The organism is Paenibacillus sp. CB74 (assembly GCF_055687625.1).
This window is the reverse complement of the sequence record NZ_CM146009.1, coordinates 2,519,280-2,538,819: the sequence shown is the minus strand read 5'-3', so window position 1 is coordinate 2,538,819 and position 19,540 is coordinate 2,519,280. Positions and strand designations below refer to the sequence as shown.

The following is a 19,540-nucleotide window of genomic DNA, read 5'->3' as shown; positions in this document are numbered from 1 at the left end:
GTATACGATGATTGAAGCGAGATTAAATGAACTGGGGATCACTTTGCCACAGGCCAGTGCCCCTGCGGCGAAATATGCCAATGCTGTTATTGTTAATGGCATCATGTATGTATCCGGGAAAGGACCTGATACCTCGGAACGTGGAAAACTGGGATCAGACTTCACAACTGAGCAGGGATATGATTTTGCCCGGAATGCCGGACTGGAAGTGCTCGCTGTCGTTCGAGATGTGCTGGGTTCACTGGATCAGGTGAAGAGAGTGGTTAAAGTGCAGGGCTTTATCAATGCGTCCGCTTCATACCAGGAACATCATAAAGTCCTGAATGGATTCTCCGATCTGATGATGGAGGTATTCGGGGATCAGGGTGTACATGCTCGTTCGGTATTTGGTGCCGTATCTGTTAGGGATAATTTGCCCTTGATCATTGATTCCATATTTCAAGTAGAGGAGTAGATCTAACCATGACAGAATCGACTTCATTTAATCCAATTATGCTAACGATTCCCGATAGCTTCCAAACGGAACGCCTCACGATTCGTGCCCCGCAGTGGGGGGACGGTGCGGCAGTCAATGAAGCGGTCCGTGAAAGTGCGGAGCAGCTGCGATTGTGGTTGCCTTTTGCGGAGAAGATCCCGTCATTGGAAGAGTCCGAGATGACTGTTCGCAGAGCAAGACTGAAATATCTGGAACGTACCGACCTGATGCTTCATCTGCGAGACAGACACACGGATGAATTGGTAGGCAGCAGCGGGTTACATCGCATCGACTGGAATGCACGTTGTTTCGAGATTGGTTACTGGATTCGAACTTCACGAGCTGGTGAGGGGTTGATGACGGAAGCGGTGAAAGGCATTGAGCAATTTGCCATTACGCATCTGGAGGCGAACCGTCTGGAGATACGCTGTGATGCGCGTAATGTGCGAAGTGCCAAAGTAGCTGAAAGGGCGGGTTATACACTGGAAGGCACACTACGCAAGATGCGGCGGAATAGTACAGGTACTTTGGTCGATTATATGGTTTTCTCTAAAGTCAGAGGAATTGAGTTCGAGTAAAAGGGCGGGTAGATATGGAGCGAATTGGTCAGGGAAGAACTGCGGAAATCTATGCGTATTCGAACGAGCACATTATGAAGTTATATCGAATGGATTTTCCACTCGAAGCGGTCCAAAATGAATTTAGAATAAGTGAGTTGGCGTACAAGAAAGGACTGCCCGTCCCACAAGCAATATCCTTAATAGAACATACTACGCCGCGTGCGGGCATTGTCTTTGAACGACTTCAGGGGAATACCCTGTTATCCCTTATTATTCAGCAACCTGAATTACTGGAGCAGTTGGCGTTCATGATGGCTGACTGTCATTACAGACTTCATTGCGAACGAGATGATGAAGGAGCACTGCCCTCCCAAAAGCAGATTCTATCCGGAGCAATTCGCAATGTTCGATTATTATCAGAGGGTGATCAAGCGCGAATCCTCTCATACTTAACAATATTGCCTGATCAACAGCAAATCTGTCATGGCGATTTTCACCCCGATAATGTTATGCTCAGTGATGCTGGCGATCAATACTGGGTTATCGATTGGATGACTGGTATGTCAGGAGATCCTGCGGGTGATGCGGCTCGAAGCTGGGTAATATTAATGAGCAGCACTTTGCCGGAGAATACAGAGCCTGCTGTACGAATGGGGTTTGAAACGGCTCGTGAGTCGCTGGTTGAATATTACATGCATCATTATATGCAACTGTCCGGGATTACACTTGAATCAATCGAATCCTGGATACTTCCCGTTGCTGCCGCGCGTCTTGATGAGGATCTGCCTGCTCAAGAGGTGGAGCAGCTGCTCAAGTTGGTTCAGGAACGACTTCGTCTGTTATAAAAGTTAACTTTAAGATTATTTACACAGACACTACGATGACAGGTAGGGTAGAGAACGAGAGGGGACGAATTCATGCTGCAATCATTAATGGCCATACAATCATACAAGTCAGGTAACACGCCGGAGGCCCAGCAGCCGTGGCTGCAACTGCTGGCAGCAGCAGAGAAACCCCATATTAACCTCGAACGCATTCATTCCATCGCGGAACTTGAGGGAACGAATCCGGTGCTGGATTACACCGAGCGTACACTGCGTGTGCTGGAGAAGCTTCAGGTTTCTTTTTGGGTGCGAGAAATTCTGGAGGAGGTTCTAATCTGGTCAGAGACAGCGAAGGCCGGATCACGTGAGCAGCGGCGTGTATGGCAGAAGCAGGGCGTTAATCTGTTTGTGCACAATGTGGGGTCCGCCCAGTTATATGATCTATACGAAGGGCCAGAGCACCTGGATAATGACATCAGTAAGAGCGGGGGAACGAGTATGAATCAACCTGGTTCTCTGAGCGATGCCTTAAGTAAGAACGCTTATATAAGCAAGCATGCTGTGTTGACTTCAGACACACCAAGGCATGAGGTTATTCGTACTCTAATTGCTACGCATGGACTTATTGGTCAATACATACGCGGCGAGATTCCATTTGCCGAGAATGCTCCGCTGCACGACTTGATCGCTAAAGGATGGCTTACTACAGAAGAACTGCACACCATACTGTTGGCATTAAATGAGTGCATTATTGCAGGCGTTGATCCAGCGTTATGGGTTCAGGTTCAGGCTGAGGTACAGCGAATTGTAGGCTGGATTATTGCTGGACCGGATCATGAGGACTGGAGCGTGAAGGAACGGTTATCCCGATTAAGAAGTTCATCCATCCGGCAGGGAGAAGCTATGGATACGGCTTATGCCAAACTTCAGACGGAACTGGATGTGGAACAGATACTGGCTCCGCTGGCCCATCGTACCCTGTGGTATGTAGAGTCGGCCATGCAGGATTTCTCGTTGCAGGAGATGGTGAAAGTGTTCCTGTTGACGCTACGTAGCGAGAGTATGACTCCAACATCCATCAAGAAACAGTCTGATATAGTCCGCCATATCAGCTTCGAACCATTGATGAATACGATGTATTACGACTACAAAGGGGTCAAGAAGCTCAATATTTATAAGAAACGAATGATTGAAAAATATTTGGAACAATACACGTGGGAACAGATTGCGGCAGGGGAGCAGATCGTCTATCCCCACCTAACCCATCGCGTGGAGCGTCATGTGGATCTGCCAGATACATTATTCGTGACCTTCGAATTTTCCCCCGCTGCCGAGAAGCTCATCGCATTCTGTATTGAAGCGGAAAAGTCACCATTATATGAGAAGGCTGTGCTGCTGTTATTTGACCTGTTCGGATTACGCCGGGATGCCTATGACCGGTTCCACAACGAAGAAACGTATTTGTCCGATATGAACAGCTCCGGTGATTATAAAAAAGTACTGCTCGACTATATCGTCGGTAAACGGGTACTTGATATCGGTCCAGGTGGAGGGATTCTGCTGGATCTGATTGAGCAGGAAAAACCGGAAGTGGAGCCGATCGGTATCGATATCTCAGCCAATGTCATTGAAGCGCTGGAGCGCAAAAAACAGCGCGAGGGACATCGCTGGCAAGTGATGAAGGGCGATGCCCTGCAACTGGAGCAATATGTGCAGCCAGGCACCGTGGATACGGTTATTTTCTCATCCATTCTGCATGAGTTATATTCATATATTGAACTGGACGGTCGAAGATTTAATTCCGATACGGTTGTGGCAGCGCTGAGAAGTTCATTCCGTGTACTGTCACCTGGAGGAAGAATTCTGATTCGGGATGGCATCATGAGTGAACCCGAGGCGCAAAAGCGCCGGATTCGTTTCCTGGAACCGGATGGGCTGCGATGGCTGGAGCGGTATGCAGAGGATTTTCAGGGACGTGCAATTCAATATGAACGAATATCAGACAACGAGGTCGTCATGCCAATCAACGATGCGATGGAATTTCTCTACACCTATACGTGGGGGGAAGAGGCATATGTACATGAGATACAGGAACAGTTCGGTATCTTTACGCCGACCGACTATAAGAACTGTATTCTAGAAGCGCTGGGCGAACAAGCCGAAATGATCACCTTCGAACATTTCCTTCAGGAGGGTTATACGGAAGCACTTGGAGAACGAATGATCTTCATGAAGGAAGATGGTTCCCCTGCGCCTTTGCCAGACAGTACCTGCCTGATTGTCATTGAGAAGAAGGGGTTGGCGGATGGATGATGAGCGAGGCCAGTACGTTTTTGTATTTTGTCAGACATGCGGAGTCTAGGTATGTTGAAGGACAAGAGCGCGAGCGTGGGCTGACAGAACAAGGTCATCAAGATGCAGGGACGGTTGCCAGTCTGCTCCAAGGGGAGCAGATTCAACTGTTCTATTCCAGCCCGTATAGGCGAGCGGTGGATACAATTCAGATTCTGGCAGATCGGTCAGGTGGAATTGTGGTGACAGAGGAAGATCTGCGTGAACGCCAGTTGTCGAGTTCGGATGTGAAGCATGATAATTTTCGTGAAGCCAAGCAGCGATTGTACCGCGACTCTACGTATGCATATCCTGGAGGAGAGTCTGGTGAACAGGCTCGCTCAAGGGCAGTAGCGGTGATCGATAGAATTCTGGATAAACATGCGGGTCACAAGGTAATCATCGGAACCCATGGAGACGTGATGACGCTTATTTTTCAACACTATGATGCTTCCTACGGTTATGATTTCTGGGAGAAGACTACGATGCCGGATATCTATAAGTTGCAGTTTGACGAAATGCACAAGTTGATCCAGGTAACAAGATTGTGGGAGTGACAGGTTAATACATGAGAAATACATTAAGCGTGATGAGAATAGAGAGGTGTGAGTTGAACGGATGAAAATGACGCTGTTACCTGATACATACTTTATTGAAAATCTAAGCGTATCCCCATTACAGGATAGAATGTACTGCATATTTGATCTCGAAGGTACGGGCATTAATCCTGTGGTGGAGAGTGTGACACAATTCGGTGCGATGCATTACCAAAGAGGTCAACAATGTAATACAACATTTTCTTCACTTACACGGGCGGACAAACCTATACCAGAAGCTGTGGCCAAATTAACAGGCATTTCGAATGAGGATATGGTAGAGGCTCCGTCGTTTGTAGAAGCATTTCAGTCCTTTCAGGAATTCATTGGTGATAGCGTTCTTGTGACCCAAGCCGGATATGAATATGATCTGCCCATCTTGAAGCGACATTGTGATGAGTATGGTCTCCCGATGTTCACTAATCTGGTATTGGATACAAAAGCGATGTTCACGTACATTCATCCTGAGATTAACGAGGTCGTCTCTACGGATTTTCTGATTCGGTATTACGATCTGAATACAGATGGAGTTCACAGGCACAATGCTCTGGCAGACTGTGGTGTGATCGCTGGTATCTTTGAATGTATCCTTAGTGAATACGAGGAACTTCAATTGAATCATTTTACAGCTGATCCCAAGCGCATGATGAAGCGTTTTGTTATACCTGAGATGTATCTGACATAATGAAGAACTGGAGGGGAGATCGATGAGCAGAACAGATGTGGAGAAGCTGCTGTCGGAACTTAACGAAGGACGGATTCTGACTCAGCAGACATTCGAAGGATTGGATGTAGAGGTTTATCTGGATGACAGGGATGCCTCAACGTTTGCTGACGAGTGGATGCAATCCTTTGAACGATGGGCTCAAGCTACTGCTGTGGCTGAAGAAGAGGTGCTGCGCGCATGCAGGGAACAGGCGTTCAAACAAACGTTAGCACTCACTGGCGAACCTGAGTTAGCGGGGTATGTGAGTGATGATCTGGGTTTAATTGGCGCTGCACTGTTACAGGATATGGTGAATGATATCTTTGTGAACAAGCTGCTGGAAAGTTATCGTCAAGGTAGGTTGCCCCTGCGATAAGCGGGGGTGAGCCATGTTGGCTCTTCTCGTTTGTATAAAAAAATAGCATCAAATGTACATTGTGAGTCGGTTGAAGCATGAGTTACAATTCACCTAAGCAATAGATGAGAATGATAATCATTATACGTTATGTGTATATCATTCTCACGATTATATCAACAGATCATATAGGGGTGAAGGGTATCATGGTAGGTTTTATTAAAGGTATAAAAGGGTGGACGATCACATTACTGTTCATGGGTCTGGTGATTTCGGGATGTAGTACAAATACCGCTACCAATGCGGAACAGACTCCTGCAACTGAAAGTGCAGCTTCGGGAGAAAATACATCCGTAACCGAGACAGAGCCTGCGACACGAGTTGTACAGGATGAATTTGGAGATGTAACGATTCCGGTTCAGCCACAACGAATTGCTGGAATCTATGTAGAAGATTATCTGAAGGCGCTCGATATTACACCTGTCGTGCAGTGGTATAATCCGATGTGGGGTGTGCAGGAGTATTTAGGACTGGATGTGCCGCAATTTGATACTACAGGCAGCATTGAGGCCTTATTGCAATATGATCCGGATCTCATCATTGTGGATGGGGGAGCGGACATGGAGAAATATGAGATGTATTCCAAGGTGGCACCAACGTATCGCTTGCCTGAGGAAGTACTGCAGGACGCCGATCAAATGTTAAAAACCATTGCCGATGTTGTAGGTAAATCAGACAAGGGTGAAGAAGTTGCTGCGGCATTCGGGGCCAAGATTGCAGATGCCAAATCGAAACTGAAGGAAGCGGTCGGGGACGAGAGCGTCGCAGTGGTCCGCCTGAATGTTAACGATGACACACTGGCACTGTTCGGTGTGAAAAATCGATTGACCGGATTTATCTATTCAGAGCTTGGTCTAACACCGCATCCTCTGGTTAGCAAGATGGAGGAATATCAGGAAATTCTGTCTGAGGAGGCCATCCCGCAGCTTGATGCGGATCATCTTATCATTTTCCCTTCCAATGGAGAATGGTCATCTCCCGAGAACAAGGAAGCTTTGAAGGTGCTTGACAGCAGGTTATGGCAATCCCTTCCAGCGGTTAAAAACAATCAGGTGTACATCATGGAAAGATCACATTGGCAATCAGGTGCAATTACAGCGAATTCCATGAAAATTGATGATCTCTTGGAAAAGATGACTCCATAGTATAACCCTATAAGAAAGAAAGTTCTTCAGCGAGGGTTGAAGAGCTTTCTTTTTTCGTATACACTATTTCAAATGATAATAATTCTCAGTTAAGGACGATGAACATGTACCCCACGATAATACAATGGATTCCCAAGCCCTGGCTGTGCACGATTCAGCAGATGGAATATATAAACCACGGTAAATCTGAGATCGATAAACGTTTGCTACATAAAAAATCGTCTTCACACTCCATATTTGTTGTTACATCTGGAAAGGGTTCGATAGTTTACTCCGATCGGGAATTTCATTTGGAAAAAGGAATGATTATGTTTGTTCCAGCGGGAACACCGATTAAGATAGAAGGCCCTCCTTGGACAGAAAATAATTTGCAATATTATAAGCTTGATCTGGTGGTGGCTGAGGTGAAAGAAGATATTTCAGACCATTCGCCTACGATAATCACGACTGAGCAGCAAGAGTTACTTAAAGGGATTGAAGCTCAAGAATCGCCCCCTCTTATTCAGCTGAGTTACAGTCCGTGGAGTTCCTGTCTGGAAGCGTTGGAACAAATGCTGCGTCAACAGGTCACTGGCGATTGGCTGAAGCAATGGGAGGTACAGCTTCGTTTCCAAGAGTGGTTCCGTGCCTTGCTTCGCCAGAGTGATCCCGAAACCGATGCACCAGATGACCGTGCCCGTCTTCAAAGTTCAATTCGTTATATTGACGACCACTATGATCTGACGATAACCGTGGACGAGCTCGCGGCAGATATTGGTCTAACCAGAGCCAGCTACACTCGGCAATTCAAAAGGATAACAGGCAAGCTTCCGCTTGATTATGTGAATACGGTTCGGCTGGAGCGCTCGAAGCAACTATTGCAGCTAACGGATGATCGCATCCATGAGATTGCACAGAATGTGGGATTCAGCAGCGAGTATTATTTTGGTCGCCGTTTCAAGCAGTATGCTGGTATTTCCCCCGGTTTATATCGTCGTCATCACCGTCAAGAGGTTCGTGTCTTTGCTCCGTATCTGGAAGACTTTGTGTTGGCCCTGGGCGTAAAGCCTGTGTTGCAATATTCGCATCACTCCTGGGGTAGACAGCATTATTTGGGATTGGATGATGTGCCCGAATTCGATGTAAGCCAGCAGGATGCTCAATTCAGTGCGGATTTTGTACCTGACTTTATCATGCTGAACAAGGGATATGATCGATGGAATCTGGACCGCTTTGAGCAAGTAGCACCTACGTTTTACGTAGATCATCTGGGAGAGGATTGGCGTTCCATTCTTAGATCAACAGCCGATGTGTTGGGAAAGGTGAATCGGGTTCAAGATGTAATTGGTGCGTATGAGGACAAGGCATTGGAAGCTAAAGGACGTTTAACACGTTATATGCGTGGTCAAACGGTGGCGTTTTTGCGTATATCTGCGTCGGATATTACTCTCTATGGGAATCAGCAAGGTTACGTGGGCCCTGTAATTTATCAGGATCTTGGACTAACTCCGCATTCCCGTGTGCAGCAATGGACAAGACATGAGCGCAGGATTTCCATTGGATTGGAGCAGTTAAGCCAACTTGATGCGGATCACTTGTTGATTACTTTTGATACTGGGGATTCTGCTGAACCAGGAGTTGAGCGCGAACTGCTCGACCGGGATGAATGGAAACGTCTGCCTGCGGTGAGGAACGGTAATGTGTATGAAGTGGATTTCATGTCATGGATGAACTACGGTGTGATATCCCATGGGAAGAAGATTGAGGATGTATTGCGGTTTATGGCTTGAGGAATGGGAGCTAAAACTACAAACAAGCTGGTTTCAATAATTAAATTAAACTCGAAGAAAGCTGGAAAGATCTACTAATCGGATTTACTCTATGATATAGGAAAAATGAATAGGAGAATAGACATCATATGCAGAAAAAAATCTGGGCATCACTTTTAGTAGTAGCTGTTATCGGGATGGTTCCTGTTACAGAGGTACCGAGACTACGGTTGCCGAATCACATGAAATCTTGCCTGAAGATCTTCTGGAAAGTTTAAGATATGATTCCGAGCATCCAGATGTAATTTATGTGAAGGATTGTGGGGTCTACGAGAAAGTTGATTCCAGTTTGGTAGACTACGGTGAAGAAGAGGTTGTAGTCGATGATTTACAAAAGGTAACAGATAAAACAAATGTAATTGTTGCTTATGAAGCAACTTACGTCAAAAAAGGTGAATGGGAATAAAACATATGACGTTTGAGGTAAGTGAATACTAAAAAATATGAAGTTCCATCAGCATAGCTGAAGGGGCTTCTTTTTGTTCGCTTTGATAAATGAACCAATACAACGACTCAAAAGGCTTGTTTCATCTCATTTTAGTGTAGCGTTTACAAAAAAACAGAACAATGAGCACAAAATGCAAAAGCGGATGTCCTTGACTGAAAGATTACGACATACCATTAGAGTGAAGGCTGATCTGTAAGGCAGGATGAAGTCTTCAAGCATAGCCATGAATGGCGGATGGGAGAGCTGTAATGACAAAACGGGTAATTCTGTTGGAAGAAGGTACGGCAGAGATGAAGGGGCTAATGGGCAGTATAGGGGCTGATCTTGCGGAGCTAAAGCATGCAGGTTGGTCTGTCCCGGCCGGATTTGTAGTCACAACGGAATGCTGTCGCGAGTTCTGTACCCGTCTTGGACATCTTTCCGGTGAAGGAGAGGAAGAGATTGTGAACGCGATCCGGCACCTGGAACAGCAAACCGGTAAATTCTTCGGACATTCGGAGAATCCGCTTCTGCTCGCGGTACTTACTGATCGTGATCAATCATCAGATGCTGCCATACATCCATTGTTAAGTGTGGGTCTAAACGATGTCACTGTGGAAGGACTCGCACGTCATACCGGTAATCGGTTGTATGCACTCCAATGTTACCTTCATTACTTAAAGGAATATGGACAGTTGATACATGGAATTCCGTCTAAATTTTTCACAGAAATATCGAGCAACGTCAAGGATGGGGATGAAGCGGAGCTTGAATTAATCATTACCGAATTTAAATATTTAATTGAAGCGAAGGGTCGCAGCCCTTTTCCACAGGATGTCCAACTTCAATTCAATGAAGCTGTACGTGCGGTATATCATTCACAGCGTGTTCAAGCATCCAGATCTCAGAATGAGATCATGCGTAAACCAACTTACTTTTCTTCGGAGCCAGGCGCTCCTGTTCTTATACAGACCATGATGCATGGGAAATGTGGAGACTCAAGCGGGACCGGAACAATATATACGCGTAACCCACTTACAGGAGAGAAGGGAATTATTGGACAGTACGTTTCAACGGGAAACACCGATCAAACGGATCACGGTCTGGAGCGGCTAAGAGATGACCAATCTGAGCTTTATACACGTTTGTTGGAGATAGGCAGCCAGTTGGAGAGACGTGAGGGAGAAGTGCAGGAGATTACCTTTGTAGTTGATTCCGGCGCGTTGTATGTTGTGTACACCCAGCCCGCTCGATTATCTTCTACAGCCTTACTGAGAAGTGCTGTGGATTTTGTCCATAAAGGACTCATTACCAGGGAGGAAGCACTGTTGCGTATTCAACCTGGGCATATCACGGAAGTGCTGAAGCATTATACAGATTCGGGCAGAGAAGAGAGCATTGGAAATCTTCCCACACAGATCCAGCTAGGAACGAATGACGAGCATGCAGCCTCTGAGAATAACTCAGCTTCACCTTCTTCATCCGATCTGCAACTGCTGCTCGAATGGGCTAATGAAGTGAAAGAGTTGACGATACTTTCCAATGCGGATCGACCGCAGGATGCCATAACAGCACGGAAGCTGGGGGCGGAGGGAATTGGGTTGTGCAGGACGGAGCACATGCTGTTGTCACCTGCGCGGCTACCTTTTGTACAGAAAATGATTCTGGCTGATAGTGAATCCGAGCGCAGGAGAGGGTTGGAGCGTCTGTTACCGATGCAACAGTCTGATTTTGAACAGCTGTTCGAAGCGATGGATGGATTCCCGGTAACTATACGTTTGCTCGATTCGCCGCTGCATGAATTGCTACCGGATCTGGGCGTGTTGGAGAAACGACGTGAATGGTTACAATCCGAGGAGCCGCAGAAGCAAGAAGACCCCCAGAGTGAACTGGAGGAACTGGAGCGCGTCATTCGCAGAGTCAGTGAATTGCACGAACACAATCCGGCACTTGGGCAACAGTCTTGTCGTCTGAGTACCGTGTTCCCTGAAATTATGGATATGCAACTTGAAGCAATATTCCGTGCAGCAGTGAAAGGCATCCGTCAAGGCTGGTGGGTACGCCCCGAGATTATGATCCCGCAGATCGGTCATGTGCATGAACTTCAGGTGATGAGAGATCTGGTGGATCATGTGGCTGACCAAGTGCTAGGTGAGGAGAGACGGCATTGTCACTATAGAGTTGGGGCGATGATCGAAGCTCCGAGAACGGCGCTGACGGCGACTCACATCGCTCGACAGGCAGACTTTTTCACATTTGGCACGGATGAGCTCACAGAGATGACGTTTGGATATAGTCGCCATGAAGCCGAGAAGCGATTCCTTCAACGTGATACGGATTCTCGTACAGTAACGAATAACCCATTTCATGTGCTCGATATTGAAGGAGTCGGGCAACTGATAGAGATGGCGGTAGTCCAAGGGCGAATTCGAAAACCTCATCTGAAAACAGGGATCTGCGGAGAAAATATGGCGGATCTGGAATCGATTACGTTCTGCCACCGTATTGGAATGGATTACGTAAGCTGTCTGCCTGAACAGATCCCTTATGCACGAATTGCAGCTGCACAAGCAGCCATTGAGGGACAGAGAGAGGTTACGAACACACAGAATGCAGATATATCCACCATTGCGTAAACACGCAGCCTGTCTTGCACGGAACTTCCATGGAATAGCAAACAGAAAACTGTTATACTGAAATATGCGTTTTGTAAAGAGAACGTAAAATTTCAGGGTAAGGGTTGAAAGCGACCATGTATAATTCCAATAATGAACGAACTTCATCACGGACTTTATTCGCCGTGTTATTCATTCTTATGTTGTTGAAGCTGTCACTGTTGAGGTATTTCTTTTTCCAGGGTCTGTCTGGCATTGGTCTGGTGACTGACGCATTAGGTGCATTAACGTTGGTATGCATACTGGATCTGATTGTGCCCAAAGGCTGGAAGCGGACCGTTTATGGGGGATTCAATATTTTGTTTTCTCTGCTTCTGTTCGCGGCAACGCTGTATAACGTTCATTTCAGTTCGGTACCCACATATACCGTGCTAAGTGAGTTAGGTCAGGTTGCGCAAGTACGGGGCAGTATCGGACCTCTGGTACGACCGGAGCACTTTCTGTTTTTTGCAGACATCGTATTGGCACTGCCAATATGGTTGATTGTGCGCAGACGTGCAGGTGGGCGTAACCGCAGCAGTTACCGCGATAGCGGTCTGACGTTCGGCAGAGTTCGCAGACGTTACTGGGGAAAACTCGGTGTTGCGCTTACCGCTGCATTCTGCATCGTGTTGTCTGGCAGTTTTATTGTCAAAGGTGAAACGATTGATAACGAACTGGTTCGCGCCGAGAATCTCGGTTTTCTGAACTACCAGGTCTCATCTGCTATTATGACAAGCAAAGAGAATGAGGCCATTGCGAATGGCAACATTAACGAAACGATTGCCAAGATCAATGACCTGGTTAGCAAGTATCCGTATCAGGATAAACCGAGTGACGGCTCAGCCGTGAAGGCCAAATATTTTGGTCAGGCCAAAGGCAGTAATCTGATTGTACTGCAACTGGAGTCCTTTCAGAATTTTCCGATTAATGCCTCATTGGACGGTCAGGAATTAACGCCGGTATTGAATGATCTGGCAAAAGAAAGCTATTATTTCTCTCATTTTTTCCAACAGATTGGACAGGGAAACACATCAGACGCTGAGTTTATGTCGAACACGTCCATCTATCCAACCGGCGTTGTCCCCATGTCGGCAGGGTATAGTGACCGCGAATTGCCAAGTCTTCCAAAATTACTTGGCAAAGAGGGATATGAGTCCGAGACGTACCACGTCAATGACGTTACCTTCTGGAACCGGAACAAGATGTATCCGGCCCTCGGATTCACTCGTTACTTCGACAAGCCGAGCTTTGAGAATGACAAGTTTAATGATTTTGGACCATCAGATGAAGAGTTGTACCGTGTAGGTGTGGAAAAAATGACTGCGCATCAGGCTGCAAATCAGCCGTTCTATGCTCAGTTCATCACGGCATCAAGCCACTCGCCGTTTACGGTTCCTGCCGATCGTGCACGAATTACGATTCCCGCGACGATCACAAACAAACTGCTTCACGATTATCTGCAGTCGATCAACTATACGGACTATGCCATTGGTCAACTCATTAATGAGTTGAAGGCCAACGGATTATGGGATAACACAACCCTAGTGCTCTACGGAGACCACTTCGGTCTGCCTGCTGACGAAGAGATTACACAACAGATTCAGGCTAATCTCGGTGTCCCTTATGACGGTAAAGTAAGTCGATTCAACATTCCGTTAATGATTCACACACCGAAACAGAGCAAAGGGCAAGTCATTGAGCAGCCAGGCGGTCAGCTGGATATGTTGCCAACAATCATGAATCTGATGGGCGTTTCGCTCCAGGACGAGAAGTTCACTGCCTTCGGACATGATCTGCTCAACATGGATCATAATGCCTTCGGTATCCGGTATTACTTGCCGACGGGGTCATTTGTCAACAATGACATCATGTTTATTCCGGGTGCAGGGTTTGATGATGGAACAGCCTACTCACTCAAAACGTATGAGCCGGTAACGGATTTGGAACCCTATCGTGCCGACTATGAACATGTGCTCAGCCTGATGAAACTGTCTGACGAGTATGTGAAGTTGTTACCGAAACGTGCGCCATAACTGAGTTTTTCTGAAAGAGATTAGATCTCAACGCTACATCCAAACGTCACCAGTTCAAAACTGGTGGCGTTTTTTGCATGTTTCTTGCACAAGTGTGGTAATAAAAGAGGATAACTAAAGTTTGAAACTGTAATAATTAATGTTACAATGGAACAAGCAAGAATGAAGTGAGCAATAGCGTGTAATATTCGCAGAACTCATATTCACAGAAATCATGAAGCAATAGACGAGAGGATTGAATATATATGAAACTGAGTGTACTCGAACATGGACATATCAATGAAGGCCGTAGTGTGCAGGATACGCTGCAGGAAACGGTGAAACTCGCGCAACATGCGGATCAATTGGGATACTCCCGCTTCTGGATGTCGGAGCATCACGGTAGTGGTGCACTGTCTTTTTCCAGTCCTGAAGTGATGATTGCACATGTGGCTGCACATACGGATCACATTCGGGTAGGTTCCGGTGGAGTCATGTTACCTCATTATAGTGCCTATAAGGTTGCGGAGAATTTCCGTCTGCTGGAAGCGTTGCATCCGGGGCGGATTGACCTTGGAATTGGCAGAGCACCAGGCGGAATGCCGATTGCCAGCAGAGCGCTGAACGAAGGCAAATCATCGAATGTACAATTCTTCCCACAGCAGATTGCGGATCTAGGCGGATACTTCCACGAGCAATTGCCTGAGGATCATCGGTTTGCGTCTCTGGTAGCCGGACCATCGGTTCCAACGGTACCCGAAGTGTGGTTGCTAGGTTCCAGCTCCGAAGGTGCGAGGATTGCAGCTGCGCAAGGGACGTCGTATGCGTTTGCCCAATTCTTCGGTACACCAGGCGGCGAAGAAGCAATGAAACATTACCGTAGACATTTCAAGCCGTCCATCCTGAATGACAAACCCCATTCCATGATCGCTGTCTCGGCGTTCTGTGCAGAGACAGAGGAAGAAGCGGCTGAACTGGCGCGCAGCAATGAACTATTCTTCCTGCGACTCGGACGGGGACTTGAACAGAGTTCCTTCCCATCCCTGGAGACGGTGAACAACTATCCATTCACAGCGATGGAGATGGAACAGATCCGTCAACGTCGTTCTTTTTCCATCGTGGGTACACCGGATCAGGTGAGAGACAAAATTACCGCTATGGCTGAACGTCATGAAGCGGATGAAGTCATTATCGCGTCAGCGATCCATTCGTTCGAAGCACGTCTACGCTCATTCGGCTTGATTGCAGAAGCCTTTGGACTCAAGCAGGACTAATAATCAGCAAGCGGGAATAACTACTCTGAACAGACCGGAATTTTGCTCTTGCAAGGTTCCGGTTATACTCTTGCTTGATCAGGGAGAGGAGAGAGATTCATATGCGCAGATGTGTCATTAGTGATATTCATGGCTGTTACGATGAAATGAATGCATTGCTTAAGCTTGCAGATTATAATCCTTTGCAAGATGAGTTGATTTTGCTGGGTGATTATGTGGATCGCGGTCCAAACAGCAGGCAGGTCATCGAACAGATTATGCAGCTTCAGCAACGGCACAATATTATAGTGATTAAAGGCAATCACGATGCCATGATGGTCAAGGCGCTGACTCAGGATGTTGAGCAATATGATCAGCATTGGATTCGTAATGGTGGATTAAACACGATGGCAAGTTATCTGGATCTGGAGCTTACATATGATGAGCAACAGATCGATTGGGAAGCTTATGCTGAAGCCAAACAGTGGATACGTACACATTATGAACATCATCTTCAGTTTCTGGATCAGCTTCCGCTGGTGTACGAGATACCGGGTTATATTTTTGTGCATGCCGGGATCAACCCGGATATCGAAGATTGGAGAAACCAGTCCGAGCGGGACTTCATTTGGATTCGGGAACCATTCTATTCCAGACCAACGGCGATTAGAGAGACGGTCGTATTTGGACACACACCCGTGAAGCATTTGCATGATGAGTCAGGCATTTGGTTTGACCCGAGCGGAGACAAAATTGGCATTGATGGTGGTTGTGCCTATGGAGCACAATTGAACATGCTGGAGATTAACGAGGATGGCAGTCTACAGACCTTTTTTGTACGGCAAGGGCAGAGCGTGGAAGAGTCCGAGATTTAATATTTTCGTTGCGTATCAGGAATTCATATGCTAATTTATAAGGTTGTACGATGGAATAAATAGGATACATATCATATCGACTTGAGGGGAATGAACCAAGTTTGGCTATCTATAATCTGGATCAACTGCAACATCACATTTTACTCTGTAATGGTGGAACATGCATGCGTAACGATGGGGAAGAAGTAACTCAGGCGGTACGGGACGAGATTGTTAAACAGCAGGCGGGAGGATTCATCCATACGACTCGTACCAAATGTAATGGTCAGTGTGACAACGCATGCGTGTCGATTGTGTATCCACAGGGTGACTGGTATGGCCAGATGACACCGGATTCAGGCAGAGCACTCGTACAGGCCTTGTGCGAAGGCGAGAAACTGGAGAAACACTTGATTGCGAATGTGGCCAAGACCTCTGTGAAATAGAATTACAGAGAGGATATTATTTTTTTCTAAGATGACTTACCTGAGAATGATTTGCAATTAATTCGCTGTAACGGGATTGGAATTAAGCCTTATAAGCGCTATAATCAGTAGGGTATGATTAAAATATGACATGTATTATTCTATATAAGTTCAACTAAACGTTTTACACGAGAACGGAGAGGACAGAAAAAAGCTGGAGAAGCGGAGCGCTCGCCTAAAAGCTTTCTGAAAGAAAGCTGCATCGGAAGCGTATGCTTATCACCGGATTTAACCTTTAAAAAGGGAATCAAAAAATCTGGGGATAACAGCGACCGGAAGGTTATTCTGTCATCGGAGTGGCAAGTGTAAACATTCTTTGGTTAAACTTATATAAATGAGAATTGACGGAGGGCTATAAATATGGAAAAAGCGTTAATCTTCGGTCACAAAAATCCCGACACGGATACGATCTGTTCGGCAATCGCCTATGCGGATCTCAAAACAAAATTGGGTCAGGACGTTGAAGCTGTTCGTCTCGGCGAAGTCAATGGTGAAACCCAGTTTGCACTGGATCATTTCAAAATTGAGGCACCGCGCCTGATTAAAACAGCTTCAAATGAAGTAAACAAGGTTATTCTGGTTGACCACAACGAGCGTCAGCAAAGCGTAAGCGATATTGAGGAAGTGACTGTCGTGGAAGTTATCGACCACCACCGTATTGCTAACTTTGAGACAAGCGGACCTCTGTATTTCCGTGCAGAGCCTGTAGGTTGTACTGCAACCATTTTGAATAAAATGTACAAAGAAAACGGCATCGAAGTGAGTGCGCCGATTGCTGGTCTGATGCTGTCTGCAATCATTTCTGATTCCTTGTTGTTCAAATCCCCGACTTGCACAGAGCAGGATGTAGCCGCTGCGCGTGAACTGGCTGCCATTGCTGGCGTAGATGCAGACAGCTATGGTCTGGACATGCTGAAAGCCGGCGCGGATCTGAGCCAAAAAACAATTGCTGAGCTGATTTCCCTGGATGCCAAAGAATTCGTAATGGGTCAAGCCAAAGTGGAAATTGCACAGGTTAACGCTGTAGATGTGAACGATGTTCTCGTGAAGCAACCTGAGCTAGAAGCAGCCATTGAAGCGATCATTTCCAGCAAAGGTCTCGACCTGTTCGTATTTGTCGTAACAGACATTCTGAACAACGATTCTGTGGCTCTGGCATATGGCGCATCCACCAAAGCTGTGGAGAAAGCCTACAATGTGACACTGTCTGATAGCAAAGCGCTCTTGAAAGGCGTAGTATCACGCAAATCACAGATTGTACCGGTTCTGACGGAAGCATTCAACACGTTATAAATCGGACAGATTGGCGTATTCATACGCTGATAGGTATTACAAATAATAGCAACGACATCCTAGCCTGCTCTGATCGGTACATGATCAGGACAGGCTTTTGATGTGGAGGAGGAAGAATCATGATCAAAAATGAAAAAATCAAAGCAGCCGAAGTACAGCTTACCGGATTGAATGGTGAAGATCTGGGCGTGATGCCCACAAAGGAAGCCCTTCTACTTGCGAAGCAGCATAAAGTAGATCTGGTGTGCTTGTCCTTGATGACCAGTCCGCCGCCATGCAAGCTGATCGGTGCAGGAGCAGCCAAAGCGGAAGCGCAGCAGGCGAAGAAAAAAGCGAGTAAATCCCCTGATAAACGGAAAGTAAAAGAAATTCGTTTGAACCTTGCAATGGAGGATCATGACCGGGATACCAAGCAATCTCAGGCGGAACGCATCCTGAAGAAAGGTGATTCGGTAAAACTCGTCATCCAGGTGCATGGAGCCAAAGAGGGAGCTGCTGGCAAGGAATGGGCAGAGCAACTGAGCAAATCGCTGGCTGAATTCGGTAGTAAAACGACGGGTGTCCAGGTAAGTGGTAAACAGGTTGTCGTGCAACTGGACCCCCATGCGTAGATTGCCAGACGATTATTGAGATAACACATAGCAAGGCCAATGTGAATGCAGTAATGATTATTCGAATGTGAGAAAAGCCCAATGAATGGCAGGGTAACTGCTGTACCATTGGGCTTGTTAATCGTCACTTGGATTGATATATCAGGGATGCAACTCAAGGCGAAATCCGTTTCTGTATCATTAATTCAGCTGCGTAAATAACGACTGCCCCCAAGACGTACATATAACTGTCCGGGTAATACAGGTGTAGAAGCAGCGGCAACATTATTCGGGTTGTTCTTGGCGAATCGAGATAAATAAAAGAAGTCCGGATAAATAACCATATCCATTAAGTAAGCAGAGACCCGGCTACCTGGAACGCGGAACTGATTCAGGGTACGTATTATTTCTCCGCCGCTTGCAATGCCAATCCCATGGCCATAATACCAGTCCTCGCGCAGCATAATCGTATTCTCTCCCTGCCATTCGGGGGTTTCGGGAGAAACATCCGGATTTTTGAAATACAGTACATCTCCTGGAAGCGCGGTTTCACTACCATTTTTTTCGATCAATCGCAGGTCGCTGTCATAATGCCAGTCAAAGAGCAGCAGATTTCGAAACAGCGAATTAAAAGCATCTTCACGAATGCTTCCCAGCACGCCACCATACAGCACAATGACCGTGGCTGTTGCACATTCAAAGGCATACAAGTGCCCATTCCTCCAAATATCCCGGATGCCGTCAGCGGGTGTTACGTTCGGTTTAAGCTCGAATCCACCCTCTGCATTTCGATTCCAGAAGGCAGGATTACATCTGGATTTTTCAAAGGATGCAAAATTCACCCCGCTTCGATCCAGTCCTTCTGCTGCATTCACGAGCGAGCCTCTCAAGTCCCATTCAAATCGAAGATGATCCATGGATTGGTAAACATATCTCGTTGGACGATCCTGAAGTTGCTGTAACCAGTACCATTCAAAATCAGACCATTCCGAGCGGTTCAGCAGGGCGGGTTGATTTGCGACAATGATCATCATTCATAACCTCCATTCCTGTTTGAATATTCAACATTGTATTATCAGTAGAGCACGGGTATTGTGTAGTATATGACG

The 19,540-nt window shown here is 46.5% G+C and carries 18 protein-coding genes; 17 read left to right on the top strand and 1 reads right to left on the bottom strand.

The window, feature by feature from the left end; genetic code table 11:
* The first annotated feature begins 7 nt into the window (after nucleotides 1-7).
* From ACX9NY_RS11070 to infC, 17 genes are all read left to right on the top strand, one after another.
* Entirely contained in the window at nucleotides 8-454 is a 447-nt protein-coding gene (locus tag ACX9NY_RS11070) for a RidA family protein (RefSeq protein WP_339241983.1), read from the top strand.
* A gap of 8 nt (nucleotides 455-462) precedes the next feature.
* Nucleotides 463-1,053, top strand: coding sequence for a GNAT family N-acetyltransferase (locus tag ACX9NY_RS11065; protein WP_472478583.1), 591 nt, complete (start codon nucleotides 463-465; stop codon nucleotides 1,051-1,053).
* 14 nt (nucleotides 1,054-1,067) lie between these two features.
* Complete coding sequence (locus tag ACX9NY_RS11060; protein WP_472478582.1) at nucleotides 1,068-1,880, top strand: phosphotransferase family protein; 813 nt, start codon at nucleotides 1,068-1,070, stop codon at nucleotides 1,878-1,880.
* A 72-nt stretch (nucleotides 1,881-1,952) separates the two neighbouring features.
* Nucleotides 1,953-4,172, top strand: coding sequence for a class I SAM-dependent methyltransferase (locus ACX9NY_RS11055; RefSeq protein WP_472478581.1), 2,220 nt, complete (start codon nucleotides 1,953-1,955; stop codon nucleotides 4,170-4,172).
* Nucleotides 4,169-4,747 (top strand): histidine phosphatase family protein, encoded by a 579-nt coding sequence (locus ACX9NY_RS11050; RefSeq protein ID WP_472478580.1) that lies wholly within the window; start codon nucleotides 4,169-4,171, stop codon nucleotides 4,745-4,747. The genes ACX9NY_RS11055 and ACX9NY_RS11050 overlap by 4 nt, the downstream gene beginning before the upstream one ends.
* A 61-nt stretch (nucleotides 4,748-4,808) precedes the next feature.
* Nucleotides 4,809-5,471, top strand: coding sequence for a 3'-5' exonuclease (locus ACX9NY_RS11045; RefSeq protein ID WP_339241992.1), 663 nt, complete (start codon nucleotides 4,809-4,811; stop codon nucleotides 5,469-5,471).
* 22 nt (nucleotides 5,472-5,493) lie between these two features.
* Nucleotides 5,494-5,868: a hypothetical protein gene (locus ACX9NY_RS11040; RefSeq protein ID WP_339241994.1), complete on the top strand. Its 375-nt coding sequence runs from the start codon at nucleotides 5,494-5,496 to the stop codon at nucleotides 5,866-5,868.
* A 185-nt stretch (nucleotides 5,869-6,053) separates the two neighbouring features.
* Complete coding sequence (locus ACX9NY_RS11035) at nucleotides 6,054-7,052, top strand: ABC transporter substrate-binding protein (protein ID WP_472478579.1); 999 nt, start codon at nucleotides 6,054-6,056, stop codon at nucleotides 7,050-7,052.
* 98 nt (nucleotides 7,053-7,150) lie between these two features.
* Complete coding sequence (locus tag ACX9NY_RS11030; RefSeq protein ID WP_472478578.1) at nucleotides 7,151-8,821, top strand: helix-turn-helix domain-containing protein; 1,671 nt, start codon at nucleotides 7,151-7,153, stop codon at nucleotides 8,819-8,821.
* Nucleotides 8,822-9,050: 229 nt separating this feature from the next.
* Complete coding sequence (locus ACX9NY_RS11025) at nucleotides 9,051-9,266, top strand: hypothetical protein (protein WP_472478577.1); 216 nt, start codon at nucleotides 9,051-9,053, stop codon at nucleotides 9,264-9,266.
* Between the two features lie 290 nt (nucleotides 9,267-9,556).
* The gene (locus ACX9NY_RS11020) at nucleotides 9,557-11,923 is read left to right on the top strand and encodes a putative PEP-binding protein (protein WP_339242000.1); all 2,367 of its coding nucleotides are present in this window, start codon (nucleotides 9,557-9,559) and stop codon (nucleotides 11,921-11,923) included.
* 116 nt (nucleotides 11,924-12,039) lie between these two features.
* Nucleotides 12,040-13,977: an LTA synthase family protein gene (locus ACX9NY_RS11015; protein WP_339242001.1), complete on the top strand. Its 1,938-nt coding sequence runs from the start codon at nucleotides 12,040-12,042 to the stop codon at nucleotides 13,975-13,977.
* Between the two features lie 245 nt (nucleotides 13,978-14,222).
* On the top strand, nucleotides 14,223-15,230 hold the full coding sequence (locus ACX9NY_RS11010; RefSeq protein ID WP_339242002.1) for an LLM class flavin-dependent oxidoreductase: 1,008 nt from the start codon (nucleotides 14,223-14,225) through the stop codon (nucleotides 15,228-15,230).
* 101 nt (nucleotides 15,231-15,331) lie between these two features.
* Nucleotides 15,332-16,084: a metallophosphoesterase family protein gene (locus tag ACX9NY_RS11005; protein ID WP_339242004.1), complete on the top strand. Its 753-nt coding sequence runs from the start codon at nucleotides 15,332-15,334 to the stop codon at nucleotides 16,082-16,084.
* A 101-nt stretch (nucleotides 16,085-16,185) separates the two neighbouring features.
* Nucleotides 16,186-16,509, top strand: a complete 324-nt coding sequence (locus ACX9NY_RS11000) for a (2Fe-2S) ferredoxin domain-containing protein (protein WP_339242005.1) — start codon at nucleotides 16,186-16,188, stop codon at nucleotides 16,507-16,509.
* A gap of 399 nt (nucleotides 16,510-16,908) precedes the next feature.
* Entirely contained in the window at nucleotides 16,909-17,841 is a 933-nt protein-coding gene (locus ACX9NY_RS10995; RefSeq protein ID WP_339242006.1) for a manganese-dependent inorganic pyrophosphatase, read from the top strand.
* Nucleotides 17,842-17,960: 119 nt separating this feature from the next.
* A complete protein-coding gene (gene infC, locus ACX9NY_RS10990) occupies nucleotides 17,961-18,452 on the top strand; it encodes a translation initiation factor IF-3 (protein ID WP_339242008.1) in 492 nt (163 codons plus the stop codon).
* A gap of 185 nt (nucleotides 18,453-18,637) precedes the next feature.
* Here infC and ACX9NY_RS10985 read toward each other — a convergent pair whose 3' ends face one another.
* Complete coding sequence (locus tag ACX9NY_RS10985) at nucleotides 18,638-19,462, bottom strand: protein-glutamine gamma-glutamyltransferase (RefSeq protein ID WP_339243037.1); 825 nt, start codon at nucleotides 19,460-19,462, stop codon at nucleotides 18,638-18,640.
* Between the last annotated feature and the right edge of the window lie 78 nt (nucleotides 19,463-19,540).

Coding starts and splice junctions, on each gene's coding strand:
- ACX9NY_RS11070 (WP_339241983.1), top strand. CDS start 8: ATGATTGAAGCGAGATTAAATGAACTGGGGATCACTTTGCCACAGGCC.
- ACX9NY_RS11065 (WP_472478583.1), top strand. CDS start 463: ATGACAGAATCGACTTCATTTAATCCAATTATGCTAACGATTCCCGAT.
- ACX9NY_RS11060 (WP_472478582.1), top strand. CDS start 1,068: ATGGAGCGAATTGGTCAGGGAAGAACTGCGGAAATCTATGCGTATTCG.
- ACX9NY_RS11055 (WP_472478581.1), top strand. CDS start 1,953: ATGCTGCAATCATTAATGGCCATACAATCATACAAGTCAGGTAACACG.
- ACX9NY_RS11050 (WP_472478580.1), top strand. CDS start 4,169: ATGATGAGCGAGGCCAGTACGTTTTTGTATTTTGTCAGACATGCGGAG.
- ACX9NY_RS11045 (WP_339241992.1), top strand. CDS start 4,809: ATGAAAATGACGCTGTTACCTGATACATACTTTATTGAAAATCTAAGC.
- ACX9NY_RS11040 (WP_339241994.1), top strand. CDS start 5,494: ATGAGCAGAACAGATGTGGAGAAGCTGCTGTCGGAACTTAACGAAGGA.
- ACX9NY_RS11035 (WP_472478579.1), top strand. CDS start 6,054: ATGGTAGGTTTTATTAAAGGTATAAAAGGGTGGACGATCACATTACTG.
- ACX9NY_RS11030 (WP_472478578.1), top strand. CDS start 7,151: ATGAACATGTACCCCACGATAATACAATGGATTCCCAAGCCCTGGCTG.
- ACX9NY_RS11020 (WP_339242000.1), top strand. CDS start 9,557: ATGACAAAACGGGTAATTCTGTTGGAAGAAGGTACGGCAGAGATGAAG.
- ACX9NY_RS11015 (WP_339242001.1), top strand. CDS start 12,040: ATGTATAATTCCAATAATGAACGAACTTCATCACGGACTTTATTCGCC.
- ACX9NY_RS11010 (WP_339242002.1), top strand. CDS start 14,223: ATGAAACTGAGTGTACTCGAACATGGACATATCAATGAAGGCCGTAGT.
- ACX9NY_RS11005 (WP_339242004.1), top strand. CDS start 15,332: ATGCGCAGATGTGTCATTAGTGATATTCATGGCTGTTACGATGAAATG.
- ACX9NY_RS10995 (WP_339242006.1), top strand. CDS start 16,909: ATGGAAAAAGCGTTAATCTTCGGTCACAAAAATCCCGACACGGATACG.
- infC (WP_339242008.1), top strand. CDS start 17,961: ATGATCAAAAATGAAAAAATCAAAGCAGCCGAAGTACAGCTTACCGGA.
- ACX9NY_RS10985 (WP_339243037.1), bottom strand. CDS start 19,462: ATGATCATTGTCGCAAATCAACCCGCCCTGCTGAACCGCTCGGAATGG.